General features: G+C 69.9%; 22 protein-coding genes. 7 read left to right on the top strand and 15 right to left on the bottom strand.

The window, feature by feature from the left end; genetic code table 11:
- Window positions 1-31 precede the first annotated feature (31 nt).
- Window positions 32-991 carry a metallophosphoesterase gene (locus ABZ195_RS02740; RefSeq protein ID WP_355214614.1) on the bottom strand — a complete coding sequence of 320 codons (960 nt, stop codon included), beginning with the start codon at window positions 989-991 and terminating at the stop codon, window positions 32-34.
- Window positions 992-1,095: 104 nt separating this feature from the next.
- Between ABZ195_RS02740 and ABZ195_RS02735 the strand changes: the two genes are divergently transcribed.
- Together ABZ195_RS02735 and ABZ195_RS02730 are read left to right on the top strand one after the other, a co-directional pair.
- Window positions 1,096-1,719 carry a DUF3558 domain-containing protein gene (locus tag ABZ195_RS02735; RefSeq protein WP_355214613.1) on the top strand — a complete coding sequence of 208 codons (624 nt, stop codon included), beginning with the start codon at window positions 1,096-1,098 and terminating at the stop codon, window positions 1,717-1,719.
- Window positions 1,720-1,750: 31 nt separating this feature from the next.
- The gene (locus ABZ195_RS02730; RefSeq protein WP_355214611.1) at window positions 1,751-3,424 is read left to right on the top strand and encodes a CocE/NonD family hydrolase; all 1,674 of its coding nucleotides are present in this window, start codon (window positions 1,751-1,753) and stop codon (window positions 3,422-3,424) included.
- Here ABZ195_RS02730 and ABZ195_RS02725 read toward each other — a convergent pair.
- Both ABZ195_RS02725 and ABZ195_RS02720 read right to left on the bottom strand, forming a co-directional pair.
- Window positions 3,413-3,961: a DUF1802 family protein gene (locus ABZ195_RS02725; protein ID WP_355214609.1), complete on the bottom strand. Its 549-nt coding sequence runs from the start codon at window positions 3,959-3,961 to the stop codon at window positions 3,413-3,415. The genes ABZ195_RS02730 and ABZ195_RS02725 overlap by 12 nt on opposite strands.
- On the bottom strand, window positions 3,958-4,224 hold the full coding sequence (locus ABZ195_RS02720; protein ID WP_355214608.1) for a DUF2277 domain-containing protein: 267 nt from the start codon (window positions 4,222-4,224) through the stop codon (window positions 3,958-3,960). Before ABZ195_RS02720 ends, ABZ195_RS02725 begins: the two co-directional genes overlap by 4 nt.
- Window positions 4,225-4,263: 39 nt before the next feature.
- Here ABZ195_RS02720 and ABZ195_RS02715 point away from each other — a divergent pair, with 39 nt between their 5' ends.
- Both ABZ195_RS02715 and ABZ195_RS02710 read left to right on the top strand, forming a co-directional pair.
- The gene (locus ABZ195_RS02715) at window positions 4,264-5,031 is read left to right on the top strand and encodes an enoyl-CoA hydratase (RefSeq protein ID WP_355214606.1); all 768 of its coding nucleotides are present in this window, start codon (window positions 4,264-4,266) and stop codon (window positions 5,029-5,031) included.
- Between the two features lie 3 nt (window positions 5,032-5,034).
- Window positions 5,035-6,708: a sulfatase-like hydrolase/transferase gene (locus ABZ195_RS02710; protein WP_355214604.1), complete on the top strand. Its 1,674-nt coding sequence runs from the start codon at window positions 5,035-5,037 to the stop codon at window positions 6,706-6,708.
- A gap of 3 nt (window positions 6,709-6,711) precedes the next feature.
- Here ABZ195_RS02710 and ABZ195_RS02705 read toward each other — a convergent pair whose 3' ends face one another.
- The 7 genes from ABZ195_RS02705 to rimP all read right to left on the bottom strand — a co-directional run bounded on the left by ABZ195_RS02705 (window position 6,712) and on the right by rimP (window position 14,442).
- The gene (locus ABZ195_RS02705; protein ID WP_355214602.1) at window positions 6,712-8,022 is read right to left on the bottom strand and encodes an MATE family efflux transporter; all 1,311 of its coding nucleotides are present in this window, start codon (window positions 8,020-8,022) and stop codon (window positions 6,712-6,714) included.
- A gap of 17 nt (window positions 8,023-8,039) precedes the next feature.
- Window positions 8,040-9,041, bottom strand: a complete 1,002-nt coding sequence (locus ABZ195_RS02700) for a bifunctional oligoribonuclease/PAP phosphatase NrnA (protein WP_355214600.1) — start codon at window positions 9,039-9,041, stop codon at window positions 8,040-8,042.
- On the bottom strand, window positions 9,016-9,531 hold the full coding sequence (gene rbfA, locus ABZ195_RS02695; protein WP_355214598.1) for a 30S ribosome-binding factor RbfA: 516 nt from the start codon (window positions 9,529-9,531) through the stop codon (window positions 9,016-9,018). Before rbfA ends, ABZ195_RS02700 begins: the two co-directional genes overlap by 26 nt.
- A 64-nt stretch (window positions 9,532-9,595) precedes the next feature.
- On the bottom strand, window positions 9,596-12,400 hold the full coding sequence (infB, locus tag ABZ195_RS02690) for a translation initiation factor IF-2 (RefSeq protein ID WP_355214596.1): 2,805 nt from the start codon (window positions 12,398-12,400) through the stop codon (window positions 9,596-9,598).
- Between the two features lie 74 nt (window positions 12,401-12,474).
- Window positions 12,475-12,837: a YlxR family protein gene (locus ABZ195_RS02685; protein ID WP_355214594.1), complete on the bottom strand. Its 363-nt coding sequence runs from the start codon at window positions 12,835-12,837 to the stop codon at window positions 12,475-12,477.
- Between the two features lie 46 nt (window positions 12,838-12,883).
- Entirely contained in the window at window positions 12,884-13,915 is a 1,032-nt protein-coding gene (gene nusA / locus ABZ195_RS02680; protein WP_355214593.1) for a transcription termination factor NusA, read from the bottom strand.
- The gene (gene rimP, locus ABZ195_RS02675; protein ID WP_355214591.1) at window positions 13,912-14,442 is read right to left on the bottom strand and encodes a ribosome maturation factor RimP; all 531 of its coding nucleotides are present in this window, start codon (window positions 14,440-14,442) and stop codon (window positions 13,912-13,914) included. Before rimP ends, nusA begins: the two co-directional genes overlap by 4 nt.
- A 166-nt stretch (window positions 14,443-14,608) precedes the next feature.
- On the opposite strand from rimP, the gene ABZ195_RS02670 reads away from it, so the two are divergent.
- Together ABZ195_RS02670 and ABZ195_RS02665 are read left to right on the top strand one after the other, a co-directional pair.
- Entirely contained in the window at window positions 14,609-15,142 is a 534-nt protein-coding gene (locus ABZ195_RS02670; RefSeq protein ID WP_355214589.1) for a hypothetical protein, read from the top strand.
- On the top strand, window positions 15,139-15,624 hold the full coding sequence (locus ABZ195_RS02665) for a ferritin-like domain-containing protein (protein WP_355214587.1): 486 nt from the start codon (window positions 15,139-15,141) through the stop codon (window positions 15,622-15,624). Before ABZ195_RS02670 ends, ABZ195_RS02665 begins: the two co-directional genes overlap by 4 nt.
- Here the strand turns inward: ABZ195_RS02665 and ABZ195_RS02660 are convergent.
- The 4 genes from ABZ195_RS02660 to ABZ195_RS02645 are packed head-to-tail and all read right to left on the bottom strand — an operon-like array spanning window position 15,621 to window position 20,481.
- Window positions 15,621-17,378, bottom strand: a complete 1,758-nt coding sequence (locus tag ABZ195_RS02660) for a proline--tRNA ligase (RefSeq protein ID WP_355214585.1) — start codon at window positions 17,376-17,378, stop codon at window positions 15,621-15,623. The two genes, ABZ195_RS02665 and ABZ195_RS02660, sit on opposite strands and share 4 nt — an antisense overlap.
- Window positions 17,379-17,406: 28 nt before the next feature.
- A complete protein-coding gene (locus ABZ195_RS02655) occupies window positions 17,407-18,078 on the bottom strand; it encodes a VOC family protein (protein ID WP_355214584.1) in 672 nt (223 codons plus the stop codon).
- A 38-nt stretch (window positions 18,079-18,116) separates the two neighbouring features.
- Window positions 18,117-19,634: an MFS transporter gene (locus ABZ195_RS02650; protein WP_355214582.1), complete on the bottom strand. Its 1,518-nt coding sequence runs from the start codon at window positions 19,632-19,634 to the stop codon at window positions 18,117-18,119.
- 10 nt (window positions 19,635-19,644) lie between these two features.
- Window positions 19,645-20,481, bottom strand: a complete 837-nt coding sequence (locus tag ABZ195_RS02645; protein ID WP_355214580.1) for an SDR family oxidoreductase — start codon at window positions 20,479-20,481, stop codon at window positions 19,645-19,647.
- A gap of 125 nt (window positions 20,482-20,606) precedes the next feature.
- Between ABZ195_RS02645 and ABZ195_RS02640 the strand changes: the two genes are divergently transcribed.
- Window positions 20,607-21,521, top strand: coding sequence for a LysR family transcriptional regulator (locus ABZ195_RS02640; protein ID WP_355214578.1), 915 nt, complete (start codon window positions 20,607-20,609; stop codon window positions 21,519-21,521).
- On the opposite strand, the gene ABZ195_RS02635 is transcribed toward ABZ195_RS02640, so the two are convergent.
- A complete protein-coding gene (locus ABZ195_RS02635; protein ID WP_355214938.1) occupies window positions 21,518-23,029 on the bottom strand; it encodes an MFS transporter in 1,512 nt (503 codons plus the stop codon). The two genes, ABZ195_RS02640 and ABZ195_RS02635, sit on opposite strands and share 4 nt — an antisense overlap.
- Between the last annotated feature and the right edge of the window lie 49 nt (window positions 23,030-23,078).

Here is a 23,078-nt window from a genome sequence, read left to right as displayed (position 1 = left end):
GCGGGGACGACGTGGGACAGCAACGTGCCCGTCACGAGCGCCGGCTCCTGATCTTCTCCTGCATCTTCTCCGCGTTGGCGCGCATCTCGGGGGTGATCTCGAAGTGCCCACCGAAGTCGTTGAGATAGCCGGGTGGATACTGCGGGTCGGGCAGGATTTGGCGCATCCATCGATAGGGCTTGCGGCGCCGCCACTCTCGCGGATAGCCTACCGACACCTCCTCGAACCGCACCCCGTCGTACCAGGTGGTGCGCGGAATGTGCAGGTGCCCGTACACCGAGCACAGGGCGTTGTACCGGGTGTGCCAGTCCTTGGTCGCGGTGGTGCCGCACCACAGCGCGAACTCGGGGTAGAACATCGCGTCGCAGGGCTCGCGCACCAGCGGGAAGTGGTTGACCAGGATCGACGGCGTCAGCCAGTCCAGGTCCTCGAGCCGCTCCCGCGTCACCTTGACCCGCTCGCGGCACCACGCGTCGCGGGTGGCGTACGGCTCGGCTGAGAGCAGGAACTCGTCGGTGCCGACGACGTTGCGCTCCCGCGCGATGGCCAGACCCTCGGCCTTGGTGGCCGTGCCCTCGGGCAGGAACGAGTAGTCGTAGAGCAGGAACATCGGCACGATGGTCGCCGGACCGCCCTCGTCGTTCCACACCGGATACGGGTGCTCGGGGGTCACGATGCCCATCTCGTCGCACATGGTGACCAGGTAGTCGTAGCGGGCCTTGCCGAAGATCTGCATGGGGTCCTTGGCGGTGGTCCACAGCTCGTGGTTGCCGGGCACCCAGATCACCTTCGCGAACCGCTTGCGCAGCAGGTCCAGCGACCACCGGATCTCGTCGGTGCGTTCACCGACGTCGCCGGCGACGATCAACCAGTCGTCGGGCGAGGACGGATGAAGCGACTCGGTGACGGGCTTGTTGCCGGTGTGGCCGACGTGGAGGTCGCTGATCGCCCACAGCGTGGGATGGCGACGGTCGTGAGACTGCGGAGACACAACGCTCCAGCCTACGTGCGCCGCGGCGCGAACTTCACCCGGCAACTAGAACGTGTTCTGCTTTTCGGTCAGATCGCGGTCGTGACGCTTGTACACTCCCGGCAATGGACGACGTGCGCGAGACGGCTGCCCCGCGGGGTGGCGTAGCCCCCCGACTGCGCCTGTTGTCGGCGATGTGCGCACTGGTCGCAGCCGTGATCGTCGTCTGGCAGACCAACCCGCTCACCCCGGCCGACACCGGGTCCGTCCAGCTGCGGTCGACCTCGATTCCCATCAGCGGGGTGTCCAGCAGCATCAAGTGGCCCGTGATCGAAACCACCGATCCGCGCCCGTTCGACCCCTGCGAGGACATCCCGGTCGACGTGATCAACGGCCTGGGCCTGGGCTTCACCCCGCCCGAGCACGAAGACGGCCTGCGCTGCCACTACGACGCGGGCAACTACCAAATGGCCGTCGAGGCGTTCGTCTGGCGCACCTACGAGCAGACGCTGCCCGCCGACGCCGTCGAGATGGACATCGCCGGCCACCGGGCGGCGCAGTACTGGATCCTCAAGCCCTCGGACCGCAACAATCGGTTCTGGTTCAGCTGCATGATCGCCTTCGACACCAGCTACGGCGTGTTGCAGCAGTCGCTCTTCTACGCCCCGGTCTACAGCGCCGACGACGTCGACTGCATGCAGACCAACCTGCAGCGCGCTCAGCAGCTGGTGCCGTACTACAAGTTCTGAGCACCTGATCGGGTTGCGTAACGTGCACGGCGTGGCTTCCCGACTGACCGCCAAGCGCATCGCCTCGCACGCCCTGAGCCGAGTCCTGCACCTCCCCCCACCCACCACGGACTTCACCGTGACACGCCGACTGCCGGTGCCGATGCGCGACGGCGTCGACCTCCTCGCCGATCACTACGCACCGCGCACGGCCGAACCGAGGGGAACGCTGCTGGTGCGCTGCCCCTACGGCCGCGCCTTCCCGTTCTCGAGCCTGTTCGGCACCGTCTACGCCGCCCGCGGGTACCACGTGGTCATCCAGAGCGTGCGGGGCACGTTCGGGTCCGGCGGAGAGTTCACCCCCATGGTCCACGAGGTCGCCGACGGGGCCGACACCGTCGAATGGCTGCGCCGCCAGACTTGGTTCACCGGAACCTTCGCCACCATCGGGTTGTCCTATCTCGGCTTCACCCAGTGGGCGATCCTGATGGATCCCCCGCCGGAGCTGAAGGCCGCGATCATCACCGTCGGCCCCCACGACTTCAGCGAGTCGAGTTGGGGAACCGGCTCGTTCACGCTCAACGACTTCCTCGGATGGAGCGACATGATGTCGCACCAGGAGGACGGCAACCGCCTGCTCGACGCGCTCGGGCAGGCCCGGTCGCGGCGCCGGGTGGCCCGCACCGCCAACGAGGCGCCGATGGGACCCTCTGGACGCGCCATGCTGGGGACCGGCGCGCCGTGGTGGGAGTCGTGGGTCGAGCATCCCGACCGCAAGGACCCGTTCTGGGAACCGTTGCGGCTCACCGACGCCCTGGACCGCGTCGACGCCCCGGTCCTGTTGTTCGGCGGCTGGCAAGACCTCTTCCTCGACCAGACCCTCGGCCAGTTCGCCCACCTGCGCGAGCGCGGCGTCACGACGGCGCTGACCGTCGGCTCGTGGACCCATACCCAGGTGATGACCAAGGGCGCACCGATCGTCCTGCGCGAGTCGCTCGCGTGGCTCGACGAGCACCTCGGCGGACGGCCCGCCCCGCCGCGAAGCCCGGTGCGCGCCCACGTGCACGGCGGGGACTGGCTCGACCTCGACGCGTGGCCCCCGACGATGCCGGAGCGGGTGTCCTACCTCCATCCGGCACACCGGCTCTGCGACGAGCCACCGCAGGATTGCGCGCCGTCCTCGGAGTCGTCCACGTTCACCTTCGACCCGGCCGCGCCGACCCCCACCGTCGGTGGTCGCCTGCTCTCACCCGACGGCGGCTACCGCGACGACAGTGGACTGTCGCTGCGCTCCGACGTCCTCGACTTCACCGGTGACCCCCTGGCCGCGGATCTCTACCTCGTCGGCAGCCCGGTCGTCGAGCTGGCCCATTCCTGCGACAACCCCCACCACGACGTCTTCGTGCGGCTGAGCCAAGTGGATCCCGACGGTCGTTCGACCAACGTCACCGAGGGATTCCTCCGGCGCAACACGCATTCCGGCGAGGACATCGAGGTTCTTCGGCTCACCCTCGACGCGGTCGCACACCGGTTCCCCGTCGGGTCCCGGCTGCGCGTCGCGGTCGCCGGCGGCTCGCATCCGCGGTTCGTGCGCAACCTCGGCACCGACGAGCCGGCAGTCTCCGGCACGACGATGGCGGTGCAACGACACACGGTGCACCACGGCGCGGGCAGGGTGTCCAAGCTGGTACTGCCCGCCGGGACGCAGCCACCGTCAGCCCACTGACGCCCTGACCCGCTCGACGACCGACGCCAGCACCGCGTCGTCGTGGACGGGATCGCCCCACCTCGGCGTAACCGGCACGTCGACCCAACTCTTGCATCCGGCGTAGGACGAGTCGCGGGGCAACCGCACCGGTTCGAGCAGTGGGCGCGCTTGGACCACGAGCACCGTCAGCCGGTGCCGCGGCCGGAAGTCCAGCCGATCCGTGCGCACCGACTCCGCCGTCCACACGTGGGCGTCGGCCACCTCCTCGAGCCCGTCGGGCCGCTCGACGGGGATCGCGGCGACGACGCGCGCACCGGCCCGCAACATCACCCCGTCCTCGGTGCTGTCCGGTGCGGCGCTCTCGAGCAGATGGCGGTACTCGGGGCGGACGCGTTCGGCGTGGCCGTGGGCGACGGTCGGAAAGAAGACGAATTCGCGGGCCGAGACGTCGAAGCGCTTCTCGTGGATGCCGCCCTTGCGCAGCAGCACCGTCTGGTGACCGTCGAGCATGGCGTGGACGGCCGCACTCCACTCCTTGAGCGCGGGCGTGCTCACGTGGCGGCGAGCCTCGCCCGCACCTCGGGTCGCCGCAGCGGCGGCACCGTCTTCGGGGGCTGACGGCGCGGCGGCAATGCGGCCAGCAGACGCGTCGTCGTGGCGGTCACCTCGGCGACGGCGGCCTCGAATGCCTCGGCGTTGGCGGCCGTCGGACGCGTGATGCCGCTGACCTTGCGGACGTACTGACGTGAGGCGGCCTCGATCTCCTCGGCCGTCGCCGAGGGCTCCAGGCCGCGCAGTTCGGTGATGTTGCGGCACATGCCGTCAACGATAGGTCGAGCGGTCGATACGGTGAAGGCATGCCGAGCACCGAAGCCGATTCCGTCCTGCTGGTCGACACCGCCGACCGGGTGCGCACCCTGACGCTGAACCGACCGCAGGCCCGCAACGCGCTGTCGGCGGAGCTGCGCACCCAGTTCTACGCCGCGCTCGCCGAGGCCGAGGCCGACGAGGCGGTCGACGTCGTCATCGTCACCGGTGCCGACCCCGTGTTCTGCGCGGGCCTGGACCTCAAGGAACTCGGCAACACGACCCAGCTCCCCGACATCTCGCCGAAGTGGCCCGCGATGGGCACGCCCGTCATCGGTGCGATCAACGGTGCCGCCGTCACCGGCGGCCTCGAATTGGCGCTCTACTGCGACATCCTGATCGCCTCGGAGAACGCCCGGTTCGCCGACACCCATGCCCGCGTCGGACTGCTGCCGACCTGGGGCCTCAGCGTCCGACTGCCGCAGAAGGTCGGCATCGGGATGGCCCGGCGGATGAGCCTGACCGGTGACTACCTCTCGGCCGGGGACGCCCTGCGGGCCGGGCTGGTGACCGAGGTCGTCGCCCACGACGACCTGCTGCCCAAGGCCCGCGCGGTGGCGGCCGCCATCGTCGGCAACAACCGCAAGGCCGTTCGCGCGCTGCTCGAGTCCTACCACCGCATCGACCAGGAGCAGACCGACGCCGGTCTGTGGATCGAGGCCACCTCGGCCACGCGGTGGATGCAGGTCGCCACCGGAGACGACATCGCCTCGAGCCGGGCGGCCGTGCTGGAACGCGGACGCACCCAGGTCCGCTGACCGATGTCGGGAGTCTCACGCAGGACGTTGTTGACCGGTGGCGCCGTCGTCGCGGGCGGGGCGGCCGCGTTCGGTGGGTACGAGTTCCTTCGTCGGCCCGGTCGCACCGAGTCGGCAGCGGGTGGGGGTGCCAAGCCCAACATCCTGGTCATCCTCGTCGACCAGATGCGAGCACCCCAGTGGTTTCCCGGCACGGGTGATCTCGACGCCTACCTGCCCAACCTCGCGCGGCTGCGGCAGAGCAGCGTGTCCTTCGGCGCGCACTACACCGCCTCCAACGCCTGCACCCCGTCTCGCGGCGTGCTGACCACCGGGCTGTATTCACATCAGACCGGTTGCCTGTACACCGGCGAGGGCCCGAGCGAGTCGAGCCTCGCCCCGCAGTTCCCCACCTGGGGCACGATGCTGCGCGAGCAGGGCTACCGGACGTGGTGGTGGGGGAAGTGGCACCTCGGTGCGGCCGCCGACACCACCCCCGACGGTCTCGACGCGCACGGCTTCGCCGGCGGCACCTACCCGTCCCCCAACGGCGCGCCCAATCAGGGCCTGCGCAAGGATCCTGGCATCACCGACCAGTTCGTCGAGTGGTTCGACCAGCACGCCGCCGACGGGCCATGGTGCACGACGGTCTCGCTGGTCAACCCGCACGACATCATGTGGTGGCCGAAGACGCCTCTGCCGCAAGACGTTCCGCGGGTGTTCACCGCCACGCCACCCAACTTCGAGACACCCGAGGACCTCCGGCGGCGCGGCAAACCCCGGTTGCAGCTCGACTACGTCGACTTCATCGCTCCGCTGCTCGCCGGCGCGCTGCCGTTCAGCGGTCCCGACGTCGACGAGCAGTGGGCCCGCGGCCTCGACGTCTACCTGTGGCTGCAGCAACAGGTCGACCACCAGATCGGCAGGGTCCTCGACACGCTGGCGGCGCGTCCCGACGTCGACCGTGACACCGTCGTCGTCTTCACCTCCGATCACGGCGAATACGGCGGATCCCACGGCATGCGTGGCAAGGGGGCCGCGGTCTACGACGAGGCGATCCGGGTACCGCTCTACATCCGAGATCCCGCCGGAGCACTCACGCCCTCCCCCGGCGACGTGCGCACCCAGTTGACCTCGAGCGTCGACCTCGCACCGCTGCTGCTGACGATCGGCACCGGAGGCAACGGGTGGCGCAGCGATCCCCGCTACGCGCACCTGGTGACCCGCGCCGACATCGCCTCGATAGCAGCGAGGCCGGGTGAGCGGGGTCGGCCGTGGGTCGCCCACGTCACCGACGACATCACCGTGGAGGAAATGGCCACGATGCTGCCCACGGCGGGGATGCCGAACGCGCCCAGCGTGCGGGCCGGCGAGGTGCCGACCGCGGCACCCAGCCACATCGTCGCCGTCCGCACCGCGGCCGGGAAGCTCGGCGTCTACTCCCACTGGAAGCCGGGCACCACGGTCGTCGACCCCACTCGCGAGGTGCAACGGGAGTTGTACGACTACTCGACCCCGGACGGCCTCCGGGAGATCGACAACCAGGCAGGGCGCAGCCCGTTGCAGCAGAAGCTCCAGGGTCTTCTCGACGGCGAGGTCAAATCCGAGATCGAGGCGCCGCTGCCCGCGGGGCTGCAAAGGGCCCAAGAGCTCGGGCTGGCCAACATGGCGCAGGTGAGCGCGGCCCGCGGAGGGTGACCGTCACGCCGCGCCCGGCACCAGCCACCGACCCGAGAACGCCCGCCACCCGACGAACACCAGGCGCAACGACATGAACGTCGTCAGCCCCGACCAGATCCCCACCAGCCCCCAGCCGTAGATCAGCGACAGCCAGATCAACGGCAGGAATCCGACGAGCGCACTGGCCAGCGTGGCGTTGCGCATGAACTTCGCGTCGCCCGCGCCGAGCAGCACTCCGTCGAGGGCGAACACGACACCGGCGATCGGCAACTGCGCCACCAGGAACCACCACGGCACCCCGATGGCGTCGAGTACCGACTCGTCGGAGGTGAACAACCGTGGCAGCGCCGAGGACCCCACCGCGAACACCGCCGCCAAGACCGCCGCGGCGATCGTGGAGAAGACGCTGACCCGCCATGCGACCGACTTGGCCTGCGCCAGCAGACCCGCGCCCAGCGCCGCCCCGACCAGGGACTGCGCGGCGATCGCCAACGAATCGAGCACCAGCGCAAGGAAACTCCACAGCTGCAGCACCACCTGGTGCGCGGCCACCGCGGCCGCGCCGAAACGCGCGGCCACCGCCGCAGCCGAGACGAAGCAGGCTTGGAACGCCAGCGTCCGGACCACCAGATCGCGGCCCATCACCACCTGCGCGCGCAGCACCGCGAGGTCCAGCCGCAGTGGCACCCCCTCGGCCAGCAGAGCCCGGCAGAACAACGACCCCGCCAACCACTGGCCAACCAGATTGGCCACCGCCGACCCGCTCAACCCCAGGCGCGGCGCACCCAGCCAGCCGAACACCAGCACCGGGCACAGCACCGTCGACACCGCGAAGCCGGCGACGACGTACCGCAACGGTCGCGCGGTGTCCTGAACGCCCCGCATCCACCCGTTGCCAGCCAGCGAGACCAGGATGGCGGGTGCCCCGAAGATGGCGATTCGCACCCACGGCAGGGCCTCGTCGGCGATCTCGCCCCCATCGGCGATCACCGCCAGGATCGGCACGGCCGCCGCCTGCACGACCACCACCACGACCGTCCCCAACCCGACGGCGAGCCAGGTGGCCTGCACACCCTCACCGACGGCCGCCGCGCGGTCACCCACCCCGAAGAACCGGGCGGCCCGCGCAGTCGTGCCGTAGGACAGGAACGTCAGCTGCGACGACAGCAGCGACAGGATCAGCCCGCCGATGGCCAGCCCGGCAAGGGCCACCGCGCCAAGGCGCCCCACCACGGCGACGTCGAATAACAGATACAGCGGCTCGGCGGCCAGCACCCCGAGTGCGGGCAACGCCAACCCGGCGATGCGACGGCCGGTGACCGATTCAGCCAACGTGCGCGCTGGGGGTCTCAGCCAAGAGCATTTGCCAGCGCCTTCACCACGGCCTCTGCGGGCCCGGTCGCCGAGTAGCCCGCCGCAAGGCGATGACCGCCACCGCCGAAGCCGCTCGCGACCGCGGCCAGGTCGATCTCGGACTTGGCGCGCATCGACACCGTCCACTGCTGCGGCTCGATCTCCTTGAACACCGCGGCAACCTCGGCCTGGGCCGTCGTCCGGACGATGTCGACGACGCTCTCGACCTCTTCGGGCCGAGCGTCGCACCAATCCTTATGTCTCACAACGGCATACACCAGACCGCGACCGGCCGCGGCCTCCGGTACCAATTGCGCGGAACCCAGTACCCGCGACAGCATCGGCAGCCAGGAGAACGGGTGGGTGTCGAGCAGCGTCCGACTGATCGAGGCGTTGTCGATCCCGAGCCGCAACAGACGCGCGGCCAACTGATGAGCACGTTCGCTGGCCCAGCGGAAGGACCCGGTGTCGGTGGTCAGGCCGGCGTACAGACAGTGGGCGACCCGCTCGTCGATGGGCTTGCCCCACGCGTCGAGGAGGTCGGCGATCAGCATCGTCGTCGAGTCGGCGGTCGGGTCGACGAAGTGGGCCGTGCCGAACAGCTGATTGGAGGCGTGATGGTCGATGACCAGCACCTCACGGCCCGATGCGGCCAGCGCGGACAATTCACCGAGCCGGTTGACACTCGGGACGTCGACGGTCACCACCAGGTCGGCGTCGTCGCGCATCCCGCCGGGCTCGACGAGCAAATGCCCACCGGGCAGCGACTGCAGCGACTCCGGAAGGCGAGCCGGTGCGGCGAAGCCGACCTCGACCCGCCTGCCGGACCGCTCGAGGACCAGCGCCAGCGCGAGACCGGCGCCGATGGTGTCGGCGTCCGGGAAGACGTGGCACACCACGCTGACCGAGTCCGCCGCGTCGAGGAGCTCGGCAGCTCCCCGACCGTCGACGCTCGACGATGACCGAGTTGGATCAGTCTTCGGGTCGATCGCGGTCATTGGTGTCCTCAGGGTCGAGCACGTCGGTGTTGTCCTCGGGCCCCCCGGCCACGTCGTCGGTCTCCGTCACACGGTACGGGTCAGGATCCCCGGCCGGAGTGGCACCCTGTCGAATCCGCGCCAGATCGGCATCCGCCTGCCGCGCACGCGCCAACAGGTCCTCCATGTCGCGTGCCGTGTCCGGCAGCTTGTCGAGGACGAACGTCAACGTCGGCGTGAACCGCACACCCGTGCCGGCTCCGACCTTGGAGCGCAACACGCCCTTGGCGCGCTCCAGCGCCGCGGCCGCACCCTCGTAGTCCGGTTCCTCGGACAGGGTCTCGCCCCGAACCGTGTAGAACACCGTCGCATCGTGGAGGTCGCCCGTGACCTTCGTGTCTGTGACGGTCACGAAGGCCAGGGGCGGATCCTTGATCTCGAACTCGATGGCCGAGGCGACGATGGTGGCGATGCGTTTGGAGAGCTTTCGGGCCCGCCCCTCGTCAACCATCAATCCTCCTCGCGCAAGCGCTCGTCAACCATCAATCCTCCTCGCGCAAGCGCTCGTCAACCATCTACGTGCGCGCCTTTTCCACGAGCTCGTACGCCTCGATGACGTCGCCTTCCTTGATGTCGTTGTACGTCACGGTCAGACCGCACTCGTACCCGTCGCGCACCTCGGTGACGTCGTCCTTCTCCCGCTTGAGCGAGGAGATGGTGACCGTCTCGGCCACCACGACGTTGTCGCGGATGAGGCGTGCCTTCGCGTTGCGACGGATGATGCCCGAGGTGACGAGGCAGCCGGCGATGTTGCCGACCTTCGACGACCGGAAGATCGCCCGGATCTCGGCGCGGCCGAGCTCCTTCTCCTCGTAGACAGGCTTGAGCATGCCCTTGAGCGCGGACTGGATCTCGTCGATGGCCTGGTAGATCACCGAGTAGTACCGGATGTCGACGCCCTCGCGGTTGGCCAGCTCGGTGGCCTTGCCCTCCGCACGGACGTTGAACCCGATGATGATCGCGTTGGACGCCGACGCCAAGTTGACGTTGGTCTCGGTGACGCCACCGACACCGCGGTCGATGACACGCAGTTCGACCTCGTCGCCGATCTCGATGCCCAGCAGGGCCTCCTCCAGCGCCTCGACGGTGCCGGAGTTGTCGCCCTTGAGGATCAGGTTGAGCTGGCTGGTCTCCTTCAGCGCGGCATCCAGATCGTCCAGGCTGATGCGCTTGCGGCTGCGCGCGGCCAGCGCGTTGCGCTTACGCGCACTGCGCCGGTCGGCGATCTGGCGGGCGATCCGGTCCTCGTCGACGACCAGCAGGTTGTCACCGGCACCCGGCACCGACGTGAAGCCGATGACCTGCACCGGCCGCGACGGGGTCGCCTCCTCGACGTCCTCGCCGTGCTCGTCGACCATCCGTCGGACACGCCCGTAGGCGTCGCCGGAGACGATCGAGTCGCCGACCCGCAGCGTGCCGCGCTGGATGAGCACGGTGGCCACGGGGCCGCGGCCACGGTCGAGGTGCGCCTCGATCGCGACGCCCTGGGCCTCCATGTCGGGATTGGCCCGCAGGTCCAGCGAGGCGTCGGCGGTCAGCAGAACCGCTTCGAGCAGCGCGTCGATGTTGGTGCCCTGCTTGGCGGAGATGTCGACGAACATGGTGTCGCCGCCATACTCCTCGGCCACCAGGTTGTACTCGGTGAGCTGCGCCCGGATCTTGGCCGGGTCGGCGCCTTCCTTGTCGATCTTGTTGACCGCCACCACGATCGGCACGTCGGCCGCCTGCGCGTGGTTGAGGGCCTCCACCGTCTGCGGCATGACGCCGTCGTCGGCGGCGACCACCAGGATCGCGATGTCGGTGGCCTTCGCACCGCGGGCACGCATGGCGGTGAACGCCTCGTGACCCGGGGTGTCGATGAAGGTGACCAGTCGCTCGTTGCCGTCCAGTTCGGTGAGGACCTGGTAGGCGCCGATGTGCTGGGTGATGCCACCGGCCTCGCCCTCGCGGACGGTGGCGTCGCGGATCGTGTCCAGCAGTCGGGTCTTGCCGTGGTCGACGTGACCCATCACGGTGACGACCGGCGGCCGGAACTCGAGGTCCTCCTCGCCGCCCTCGTCCTCGCCGTAGGTGAGGTCGAACGACGACAGCAGCTCGCGGTCCTCGTCCTCCGGGGACACGACCTGCACGACGTAGTTCATCTCGCTGCCGAGCAGTTCCAGCGTCGAGTCGTCCACCGACTGGGTCGCGGTGACCATCTCACCGAGGTTGAACAGCGCCTGGACCAGAGCGGCCGGGTTGGCGTTGATCTTGTCGGCGAAGTCCACCAGCGACGCGCCACGGGCCAACCGGATGGTCTCGCCGTTGCCGTGCGGCAACCGCACGCCACCGACGACCGGTGCCTGCATGTTCTCGTATTCGGCGCGTTTTGCCCGCTTCGACTTGCGGCCGCGGCGCACCGCGCCACCGGGGCGACCGAACGCACCTGCGGCGCCGCCACGCTGACCGGGACGGCCACCGCCGCCGCCGCCACCTGGGCGACCGCGGAAACCACCGGCGGGCGCGCCACCGGGGGCACCGGCGCCACCGGCGCCGCCACCGCGGTAGTTACCGCCACCCGCGCCGGGGGGACCACCGGGACGACCGCCACCACCGGGGCCACGGGCACCGGGGCCGGGACGGGGCCCGCCGGGACGACCGGCCGCACCTGGTCGGGCGCCGGGCGGACGGGGAGGCATGTTGCCGGGCGTCGCACCCGGGCGAGGTCCGCCACCCGGACGCGGAGGACCACCCGGGCGAGGCGGACCGGCCGGCCCACCCTGCGGTGGGCGCGGTGCGGGCCGCTCGACGGGCACCTGGGTGGAGAACGGGTTGTTGCCGACGCGGGGTGCGCGTCCTGCGGGCTTGGGCGCCGGGCCCGGTCGAGGACCGGGCGTGGGGCCGGCCGGCGAGGCCGGTGCGGTGGGAGCTGCGGGGGTTGCCGATGCCGCCTCGGCCTGCGGGGCGGCGGCCGGCGGTGCGGCGGCCACCTCTGGTGGGGCGACCGGCGGGGCCGGGGGTGCCGAGGGCGGTTCCGGCGCGGCGGCCGGCTTCGGGGCCGACGGGCGGGGGCCTCCGGGCTTGGGTGCCGATCCGGACGACGCGGAACCGCCGTTGGACGACGGGGCCGCCGGCGCCTTGGGGGCTGCGGGGGCGGCGTTCGACGACGCGGGCTTGCCGCCGCCACCCAGTGCCTCACGGAGGCGACGGGCGACGGGCGCTTCGACGGTCGAGGATGCCGATTTGACGAATTCGCCTTGCTCGCTCAGCCGGGCGAGTACTTCCTTGCTGGTGACACCGAGTTCTTTTGCCAACTCGTGCACGCGGGCCTTGCCTGCCACTACATCTCCTGTCTAGGAGGCGACAGCAGTGGGCCGCGCCTCGGGTTTAGCTATGACGCATGGTCATTCGAACTTCACGGTGTGCTCATGTTCTTGACTACCTGTTCTGTTGCCGGGCGGACCGAGCTTCCGGTGAGGAACTCGACCACCGCGGAGGTGTTCGGCGAACCGGTGATGCGCAACGCTCGAACGAAGGCTCGCCGCCGGATTGCCAGGTGTAGACACTGCTCGTCGGAGTGCAACCACGCACCCCGCCCAGGCAGGTTACCCGCTGCGTCGACGGTGACGGCGGCTTCGCCATCTCCATCGTGAACAGCGGCCACCCGAATCAAGTCGGCGGCCAGCTCACGCTTTCGGCATCCCACACACGTACGCACTGGTCCTTCGGGACTTTTGTGCTGCCGCGCGCGGGGAACCGAACTCTCGCGCTGGATCACGGCTCAGTCTACCGTCACGATCGCAGGAGAAAGAAACGCCTGCCTGCTACCCGTCGCGGGAGGCGCCGCTGGCCGCCTCCTCCTCGGTTTCGGGAGCCGCGTCGCTGCGAATGTCGATGCGCCAGCCGGTCAGCCGGGCGGCGAGCCGCGCGTTCTGGCCCTCCTTGCCGATCGCCAGGGACAACTGGAAGTCCGGCACCACCACGCGGGCGGCCTTGGCGACCTCGTCGATGACCGTCACCGACACCACCTTCGCCGGGGACAGCGCATTGGCCACGAACCTGGCCGGGTCCTCGTCGAAGTCGATGATGTCGATCTTCTCGCCCGACAGCTCGCTCATGACGTTGCGCACCCGTTGTCCCATGGGGCCGATGCACGCGCCCTTGGCGTTGAGGCCCGCCGTCCGGGACCGGACCGCGATCTTCGAGCGGTGCCCCGCCTCGCGGGCGACCGCGGCGATCTCCACGGAGTTGTCCGCGATCTCCGGCACCTCCAGCGAGAACAGCTTGCGCACCAGGTTGGGGTGGGTGCGGGACAGTTCGATCTTGGGCTCACGCGCCCCGCGGGTCACCCCGATGACATAGCAGCGCAGCCGATCCCCGTGCGTGTAGGACTCCCCCGGCACCTGCTCGGCCGGCCGGATGACGCCCTCGGAGCCCTTGGCCTCGGTGCCGAGGCGCACGATGACGTTGCCGCGCGTGTTCTCCCGGGCGTCGCGCTGGACCACGCCGGCGACGATGTCGCCCTCGTGGGCCGAGAACTCACCGAACATCCGTTCGTTCTCGGCGTCGCGGAACCGCTGCAGCATCACCTGACGAGCAGTGGTCGCGGCGACCCGGCCGAAACCCTCTGGGGTGTCGTCCCATTCGTTGACGAGGTTGCCGTCTTCGTCGGTCTCCCTGGCGAGCACCTTGACGATGCCGCTCTTGCGGTCGATGTCGATGCGCGCCGAGGCTTCGTGGCCCTCGGTGTGCCGGTATGCGGTCAGCAGCGCGGACTTGATGGTCTCGAGCAGTTCGTCGACCGGTATCCCCCGGTCCACTTCGATGGCATGCAGCGCACCCATGTCGATGTTCACTCTTCAACCTCCTGTACGGACATCCCGGCCAGCTCGAGCTCGAGCGGGTTCGGCGATGAGAATTCCACCTGGACAACGGCTTTGGCGACGTCGTCGATGGAAAGTTCACGAATCTTGGGCTTGGCGCCACGGTCGGTGACGACCAGACGCAGGACGCCGTCGCCGGTCTCGCCCAACCGTCCGGTCACCTGCGTGCCGTCGGTCGAGGTCACCTCGACCTTGCGGCCCTGGGCACGGCGGAAGTGCCGCTCGGTGGTCAACGGGCGGTCGACGCCCCGCGAGGTGACCTCCAACACGTAGGCGGCCTCGTCGGGTCCGTCGTCGATGTGGTCGAGCAGCTCCGAGGCCAGTCGCGACAAGGTGCCCAGGGAATCCAGGTCGAGCCCGCCGTCAGCGTCGGCGACCACGACGATGCGTGGCGGTCGCGCGCCCGATTCGACGACCACCTCGTCGACGTCGTAGCCCGCGCGGGCGAATTCGGCTTCGAGCAGCTCGGTCACCTGCTGCGGGGACGGCAACAGCGCCACGGTGAGCTCCTCGTCTTGAGTTGTATGGACCCGATCCCGCCACGAACTGCGCGGAACCAAGTGACAAGGATACGCCAGCCCCGGGCCTGCTCTCGGCAAACGCAGAGCGAGACGGCCGCGGCCGAGTCCAGCCGGGACCGTCGGCGCGAGATGGCAGGATGCTTGTGTGCCGAGCGCCCATCTCCCCGTCAGCAGACGGCGCGTGCTCGTCGGCGCGGCCGCGTTGGCCCTGCTTGGTGGCACCGCGGTCACCGCCTGCGGGTCGACCCCGCCCGTCAAGGACGTCGACGCCCTGATCGGCGCGCTGGACCGGGCCCACCAGGACAGTCGCCTCGCCGGCAACGCCGCGGCGGCCGCACCGCCCACGCTCGCAGCGGCGCTGACGGCCGTCGCCGACCAGCGCGCGGCGCACGCCACTGCGCTCACCGAGGAGATCACCAGGATCTCCGGCGAGACGCCGACGACCTCGACGACCGCCCCGTCGAGCGCCTCGTCGACTGCGGCACCGACGACGTCCGGTCCGCCCCCTCGACCACCGACCGCCGCCGAGGTGGTCGCCGCGCTGAAGGAATCCGCCGACGGCGCCACCCTGCTCGCGACCCAGCAGTCCGGGTACCGGGCCGGGCTGCTCGGCTCCGTCGCCGCGGCGTGCGCGGCCGCAGCCACGGTCGCGCTGGCCAATGCCGGGGTGACGCCGTGACCTCGCCCGCCGGCGGTTCCTCGGCGACGCCGTCGCGTCCCTCCGACGCCGCCGACGCCGCACTGTGGGACGCGGTCGCCGTCGAACACGGGGTGATCTACGGCTACGGCATCGTGTCCGCGCACTCGACTCCGGACGCCAATCAGCTCGTGTCGGATTCGCTTGCCGGACACCGCGAATTGCGCGAGGAGGGCATCGCCCGGCTCGTCGAACGCAAGATGACGCCGCCGATTCCCGCACTGGGCTACCAGTTGCCGTTCCCCGTCGAGGATCCGACTGCGGCCGCCAAACTCGCCGTGCGAATGGAGGAGGACTGCGCGGTCGCCTGGCGGGCGGTGCTCGAGCAGGCGACCGCCGCCGACGACCGGCAGCTGGCCGTCACCGCGCTGACCCGCGCCGCGGTCACGGCCGCCAGGTGGCGGGCGGTACTGGGCGTCGCCCCGGTCACCGTCGCCTTCCCCGGCGGCAGCGAAGGCGCCTAGCCAGCCAACCTGGCCGCGATCGCCGCGGCCGCCCCGTCGACGGGGATCTCCTCGGTCTGGCCGCTGAACCGATTGCGCAGTTCCACCACGCCGTTGGCCCAGCCGCGTCCGACCACGACCAGCCATGGCACCCCGAGCAGTTCGGCGTCCTTGAACTTGACGCCGGGTGACATCTTGCGGTCGTCGAGAAGGGGCTCCACCCCGAGCAGGTCGAGCTGCTCGGCGAGTTCGGTTGCACCGGTGCGGGCTTCGGCGTCCTTGTTCGCGATGACGACGTGCACGTCGAACGGCGACACCGACGACGGCCAGCGCAGGCCGAAGTCGTCGTGGCTCTGCTCGGCGATGACGGCCACCATCCGCGACACCCCGATGCCGTAGGACCCCATGGTCAGCCGCAACGGCTTTCCGTCCTCGCCGAGGACGTCGACGGTGAACGCGTCGGCGTACTTTCGGCCGAGTTGGAAGATGTGTCCGATCTCGATGCCACGGGCCGACACCAGCGGCCCGGCGCCGTCGGGCGACGGGTCTCCGTCGCGCACCTCGGCCGCCTCGATGGTGCCGTCGGCGACGAAGTCGCGTCCGGCCACCAGGCCCACGACGTGCTTGCCGTCTTGGTCGGCGCCAGTGATCCAACTGGTGCCGTCGACCACCCTGGGGTCGACCAGGAAGCGAACACCGTTGTCCAGCAACGCCCGTGGACCGATGTAACCCTTGGCCAGGAACGGATACTTGGGAAAGTCCTCAGCGGGCAGCATCACGTACTCGGCGGGGTCGAGCGCCGCACCGAGGCGCTTGTCGTCGACCTCGCGGTCACCCGGCACGCCGATCGCCAGCAGTTCCCAGTCGCCGCCGGGCTCGCGAATCTTGAGCAGGACGTTCTTGAGGGTGTCGGCGGCCACCACCGTTCGGCCCGCGAACTGGGGCAGGTCCGCCCCGTTGGCCCAGTCGACCAAGGTGGCGATGGTCGGGGTGTTCTCGGTGTCGTGGACGACCGGTTCGGGCAGGCCGTCGATCGGAAGCTCCTCGGGCCGCTGGGTGATGACCGCCTCGACGTTGGCGGCATACCCGGACTCCAGGCAGCGGACGTAGGTGTCCTCACCGACCTCGCTCTCGGCGAGGAACTCCTCCGACGCGCTGCCGCCCATGGCTCCCGACACCGCCGAGACGATGACGTACTGGACGCCCAACCGGGCGAAGATGCGCTGATAAGCCTCCCGGTGGGCGTGGTAGGCGGCCTTGAGCCCGTCGTCGTCCACGTCGAAGGAGTAGGAGTCCTTCATCACGAACTCGCGACCGCGCAGGATGCCCGCCCGCGGGCGGGCCTCGTCGCGGTACTTGGTCTGGATTTGGTAGAGCCGCAGCGGGAAGTCCTTGTAGGAGGAGTACTCCCCCTTCACCGTGAGGGCGAAGATCTCCTCGTGGGTGGGCCCCAGCAGATAGTCGTTACCGCGCCGGTCCTTCAGGCGAAAGAGGCCGTCGCCGTACTCGGTCCACCGGTTGGTGGTCTCGTACGGCGCCCGCGGAAGCAGCGCGGGCAGCAGGATCTCTTGTCCGCCAATGGCATTCATCTCTTCGCGGATGACCTGCTCGATCTTGCGGAATACACGCAGACCCAGCGGCAGCCAGCTGTACAACCCCGGTCCGATGGGACGGACGTAGCCCGCCCTGATGAGCAGCTTGTGGCTGGGCACCTCGGCGTCGGCGGGGTCGTCGCGCAGGGTGCGGAGGAACAGTTCGGACATGCGGGTGATCACAGCCGACAACCTTAGCTACCCGCGCGAACTAGTCCCTACCTTGCCAGGTGCAGACGCACACCTCGTTGCCCTCGGGATCGGCCAGCACCCAGAACGCGGGGGCGTGGGCCTCGGACACCAGCGTGCCGCCCGCCGCGAGCGCCGCGTCGATGCGCGGGCGGGCCAACTCCGGGGCGACCTCGAGGTCGAGGTGGATGCGGTTGCGCTGCAGTCGCGGCGCGTCCATCCGTTGAAACCAGATGGCCGGGCCCCGGCCGAGCGGGTCGACCAGCGCGGCGTCCGGTCCGTCCGCGCCCGGTTGGTCGACGTAACCGGTGGCGGCCTGCCAGAAGGGCCGCACCAGCGCGATGTCGAGTGCATCGACGGCGATCTCGATCGTCTGGGGCACCGCGGCCAGGTCTCCCGCGCTCGGCACCAGGGAACGCTCGCCGAGTGCCTCCGTCACGCGCTGCGCCAACCGCAGGTCCTGATCGGTGACGGTCCAGGTGGCGGCCGTCTGGAGCCGGAGCACCACGCGGTCGGGCTGCAGTTCGGCGGTCAGGTGCCCGTTGGCACCGGGCCCGGCCGCGACGACGGCCGCCAACGCGGCGTCGGCCGCGGCGGCCAGCGACGGCACGGGGACGTGGGTGAGCAACTCGGCCTGGATCAGGCGCCAGCCCAGCGAGTCGACGACGTCGGAGATCTGTTGTCCGGTGAGCATGGCGACACGCTAGCGCCGGACACCGACACCCCGAGGGGTCAGAGCTCGCCTGCCTCCACGGCTTCCTTGGTGTGCTGGGCCCGGGCGATGTCACGCGCGGAGAACCCGATCCAGAAGGCCGCGACGCCGACGAGGATCGAGATGCCGGCCACCCACAGCAGGGAGTAGGTGTAGCCGGCGCCGAGCGCGTCGAGTTGGGCGGGCGTCATGTTCTTCACCGGTCCCGTGGTGCCGCCCAGGTAGAGCGTGCGTGAGGTTTGCACCGCCATGATGGCGACCAGCACCAGCGGCCCACCGAGGTTCTGCACCATCAGGGTGATCGCCGACACCGGCCCGATCTCGCGCGGCCCGACCCCGGCGACCGCGCACAGGGGCAGGACCACCGAGATGATCCCGATGCCGAAGCCGCCGAGCACGATCGGAATGAACAGGTTGGGAAAGTAGGGAATGCTGCGGTCCAGGGTCGAGCCGTAGAGCATGGCCGCGAGCACGTAGACGCCGCCGCCGATGATCAGCCAGCGCGGCGCGACCAGGGGCGCCAACTTGGTGGCCAGCACGTTGCCGACACCGACCGCGACGGCGAAGGGCAGGAAGCAGACGCCTGCCCGCAACGCGGAGTACCCGAGGACGTCCTGGGCGAGCAGGCCCACCATGACGGTGACGGTGAGCAGCACGCCGCCGCCAAGGAACCACGCGGTCAGCGTCATCACCCGGTTGCGGTCGTTGAAGATCGAGAATGGCACCAGCGGGTTCTCGGCCGTGCGTTCGGCGAAGAGGAACGCCACGAAGAACACGACCGCACCGACGGCCGCGCCGACCACCCATGGATCGAGCCAGCCGCGCGGCGGACCCTGGGTGAAGACGAGCACCGCCGACGTGCAGCCGAGGGTGGCCAACAACGCGCCGGTGATGTCGAGTTTGAGCCGTTCGTGGTGCGTCTCGCCGATCCGCAGCCACGCGATCACCACGATCACGATGCCGATGGGGACGTTCATGAGGAACGCCAGCCGCCACGAGATGACGGTGAGCAGGCCGCCGAGCACGAGGCCCATGACCGACCCGATGGCCTGCATGCCCGCCGACACGGCCATCGCCTGATTGCGCGCCTGGCCCACGGCATAGGTCGTCGCGATGAGCGCCAGCCCGGTGGGAGCGGCGACGGCGGCGCCGATGCCCTGCAGGGCGCGGGCGGCGATCAGCGTGAACTCGTCGCCGGCCAGGCCGCACACCAGCGAGGCGATGGTGAAGACCCCGACGCCGGACAGGAAGGCCCGCTTCTGGCCGATCGCGTCACCGACCCGGCCGCCGAGGAGCAGCAACCCGCCGAAGGTCAGGACGTAGGCGGTGATCACCCAGCTCTTGCCGGCGTCGGAGAGGTCGAGTTCGGCCTGCATGCGCGGCAGCGCGACGATGACGATGGTGCCGTCGAGCGTCGACATCAACTGCATGCCGGTGATGGCGACGATGGCGATGCCGAGCACCGACGACGCCAGGGGCGCGGTCGAGTTCTCCGTCGAACCGGAGGACGAACCTGAGGGACCTCCCACGGCAGACATTGCCGACACCCTACCCAGCGGGACCGATCGTGAAACCGATGTCGGCGGTGGCGGCGTTGGCGCGCTGGGCAGTCACGTCGTCGAGACGGGCGCGCAGGGCGTCGGTGACGAGCTGCCACGCGTCCGAGCCGAGTACCAGTCGCCGTGGCGGATTCGGAGAATCAGCGGCCCGGATCATCGCCGCGACGGTGTTCTCCTGGCCGTCGACCATGTCGTCGGTCGTCAGCGGCGGTCGGTCGGCGGGGCCCCCGCGGTAGGGCGGGCTGGGTGGCACGCGCGTCGAGGCGTCGAAGAACCCCGTGCGCACCACACCCGGCTCGACCAGCGTGGTCCGGATGCCGAACGGTTCGACCTCCTGGGCCAACGATTCGTAGAAGCCCTCGATGCCCCACTTGGTCACGTGGTAGAGCGAGAAGGCCGGGAAGGCTATCTGGGCTCCCATGCTGGACATCTGCATCAGCAGACCACCGCCCTGGACCCGCAGGTGGGGCACGGCCGCCCTGGCCAGTTGGATGGATCCGGTCAGGTTGGTCGCGATCATTGCGTCGATCTGCGCGTCGCCGAGGTCCTCGGCGGTGCCGAAGACGCCGTATCCGGCGTTGGCCACCACCACGTCGACGCGCCCGAGGGCGGCGAATGCCTCGTCGGTGACGGCACGCACGGCGGCGGTGTCGGTGACGTCGAGGGACCGTACCCAGAACGCGTGGTCGTACCGGTCGGTGAGGTCGGCGACGTGGTCGAGGTCGCGGACGGTCGCCGCGACGTGGTCCCCGCGGGCAAGCAGTCGTTCGGTCAGTTCGCGGCCCATGCCGCGGGATGCCCCGACGACGAACCAGTTCTTGGGCATGAGTCCTCTTCTCTCGAATGGGTGTTCATGCCGTTCCAACCCTCGGTGGGTGGGTGCGCAATCCATGTTTGGGATGAGGGTCTCTGATCTCAGCCATACCGATTTCTTATGGCTATGGTGAGTCGGTGGACGAGGTGACCCTCCTGGGCCTGCGGGTGTGTCGCGAGGTGGCGACCGTGGGCTCGTTCACCGCGGCCGCTCGGTCGCTGGGCTATTCGCAACCTGCCGTCTCGCGACAGATCGCCGCGATGGAGGCCGCCGCGGGTACACCGCTGTTCGTGCGCACCGCGCGTGGGGTCAGTCCCAGTGCCGCCGGCGCCGCGTTGCTCGCGCGCGCCGGCCGCATCCTGGCCGACGTCGACGCGTTGCGGCGCGAGCTCGACGGGTTGGGCGACCGGTTGGCCGGCCGGGTGCGACTGGGCGTCTTTCCCGCTGCCGCAGCGGTTCTCGCGCCGCGTGCCATCGCCAGGCTGACCGGCGAGCACCCGGGCCTAGAGGTGCGACTGACCGAGGCGTCGACGCCCGCGTTGCTGCGCGACGTGCGCAGCGGACGGGTGACGGTGGCCGTCATCGGGACGGGAACCGGGCTGGCGGACTACGACCTCGAGGGGTTGTCGGTGCGGCAGGTGTTCGCCGGCGACCTCTGCGTCGCCGTCCCCGTCGGGCACCGGCTGGCGGCAACGACGAGGGTCGCGGTCCGTGCGCTGGAGGGGGAACCGTGGGTGGTCGGCGAGGGACCCGCCGGCGACCCGCAGTTCGGGGCGTGGCCGACGCTGAGCGACCCGCTCGTCGCCTTCCGGGCCAAGGGCTGGCCGGCTCGACTGGGGCTGGTCGCCGCCGGACTCGGCATCTGCCTGCTGCCCGAACTGGCCGCGGCGTCGGTACCGGACGGGGTGACGACCGTCCGCGTCGACGACCCGGACTGGCTCGGCCGCCTCACCCTCGCGGTCACCGGACCGGATCCGGGGAACGCTGCGCGGGCCGCCGTGGGCGCGCTCGTCGCCGCCGGTGACGGCCTCCGTGCGGCCCGGCCGGGCTAGATCTCGCCGGCGTCGATCGCTTCCTTGACTTCCTGCGCCTGGGCGACCTGCTGGGCGGTGTATCCGATGAACAGCGCGACGACGCCCACGATGACCGCCACCGCCGCCACCCACAGCAGTCCGTAGGTGTACCCCTGGTCCAGCGCGTGCATCTGCGCCTCGTTCATGTTCTTGACCGGGCCGGTGGTGCCGCCGAGGTACAGCGTCCGCGAGGTGATGACCGCCTGGATGACCGCCAGCACCACGGGACCGCCGAGGCTTTGCAGCATCAACGCGATGGCGGACACCGGGCCGATCTCGTCGAACGCGACGCCGGCGATGGCCGACACCGTCAACGGCACGACGATCATGCCGATGCCGAAGCCGCCGACCGTGATCGGCAGGACCAGGTTCGGGAAGTACGGGATGTCGCCGTTGAGAGTGGAGCCGTAGATCATCGCCGCCAGGACGAAGACGCCGCCGATGATGACCAGCACCCGCGGCGGCAGGATCGACACCAGGTAGGACGACAGGCCCAGGCCGATACCGAGCGCGATCACGAACGGGATGAAGCCGATCCCCGCGCGAAGGGCGCTGTAGCCCATGATGTCCTGCACGTAGAGCCCGATCAGCACGGTCAGCGTGAACATCACGCCGCCGGCGAGGAACACCGCGGCGAAGGTGGCCACCCGGTTGCGGTCGCGGAAGAGGCTGAACGGCACCACGGGATTGACCGCGGTGCGTTCGACGTAGAGGAATGCGCCGAAGAGGACGAACGCGGCCAGGCAGGAGGCGAGGGTGAGCGGCGAGAGCCAGCCCATCTCGGGACCCATCGAGAAGCCGAAGACGGCGGCCGTGCACGCCAGCGTGGCCAGAATGGCGCCGGTGGCGTCGAGCTTCATGGGTTCGCGGTGGGTCTCCCGCAGCGTCCGACGGGCCAGGTAGATCATCAGCAGGCCGACCGGCACGTTCACCAGGAACGCCCAGCGCCAGGAGAATTCGGTGAGGAAACCGCCGACGACGAGGCCCATGACCGAACCGACGCCGGTCATCGCGGCGAACACGGCCGTGGCGGTGTTGCGGGCCGGACCCTTGGGGAACGTGGTCGCGATCAGAGCCAGCCCGGTGGGTGAGGCGATCGCCGCGCCCACGCCCTGGGCCAGCCGGGCGATGACGAGCGTCGTCTCGTCCCAGGCCACGCCGCACAGGATCGAGGCGATGGTGAACAGTCCGACGCCGACGATGAACGTGCGCTTGCGGCCGATGGTGTCGCCGAGACGACCACCGAGCAGCATCAGTCCGCCGAAGGTCAGCACGTAGGCGGTGATGACCCAGCTGCGCCCGGCGTCGGAGAGGTTGAGCTCGTCCTGGATCTTGGGCAGCGCCACGATTGCGACGGTGCTGTCCATCGTGGCGAGGAGTTGCATGCCGCCGATCGCGATGACCGCGGCGATGAACCGCCGCGACGGGAGCCAGGTGGGATACCACTTGCTCGGCACGATCTGGGTCGTCGTGATGGGCATCGGCATGGGTGCCTGCGCAACGCTCTCGTCGTCGCCCGCGTCGCGATCGATGGCG

Origin of the sequence: Mycobacterium sp. NPDC006124 (genome assembly GCF_040614235.1) — a bacterium.
Taxonomy (GTDB): Bacteria; Actinomycetota; Actinomycetes; order Mycobacteriales; family Mycobacteriaceae; genus Mycobacterium.
This window is presented reverse-complemented; position numbering and strand designations above follow the sequence as displayed.

Bases quoted from the DNA above. Each gene is read 5' to 3' on its own strand.
- ABZ195_RS02735 (WP_355214613.1), top strand. From the start codon at position 1,096: ATGGACGACGTGCGCGAGACGGCTGCCCCGCGGGGTGGCGTAGCCCCC.
- ABZ195_RS02720 (WP_355214608.1), bottom strand. From the start codon at position 4,224: ATGTGCCGCAACATCACCGAACTGCGCGGCCTGGAGCCCTCGGCGACG.
- ABZ195_RS02715 (WP_355214606.1), top strand. From the start codon at position 4,264: ATGCCGAGCACCGAAGCCGATTCCGTCCTGCTGGTCGACACCGCCGAC.
- ABZ195_RS02710 (WP_355214604.1), top strand. From the start codon at position 5,035: ATGTCGGGAGTCTCACGCAGGACGTTGTTGACCGGTGGCGCCGTCGTC.
- ABZ195_RS02700 (WP_355214600.1), bottom strand. From the start codon at position 9,041: ATGACCGCGATCGACCCGAAGACTGATCCAACTCGGTCATCGTCGAGC.
- rbfA (WP_355214598.1), bottom strand. From the start codon at position 9,531: ATGGTTGACGAGGGGCGGGCCCGAAAGCTCTCCAAACGCATCGCCACC.
- ABZ195_RS02655 (WP_355214584.1), bottom strand. From the start codon at position 18,078: ATGCTCACCGGACAACAGATCTCCGACGTCGTCGACTCGCTGGGCTGG.
- ABZ195_RS02650 (WP_355214582.1), bottom strand. From the start codon at position 19,634: ATGTCTGCCGTGGGAGGTCCCTCAGGTTCGTCCTCCGGTTCGACGGAG.
- ABZ195_RS02645 (WP_355214580.1), bottom strand. From the start codon at position 20,481: ATGCCCAAGAACTGGTTCGTCGTCGGGGCATCCCGCGGCATGGGCCGC.
- ABZ195_RS02635 (WP_355214938.1), bottom strand. From the start codon at position 23,029: ATGCCGATGCCCATCACGACGACCCAGATCGTGCCGAGCAAGTGGTAT.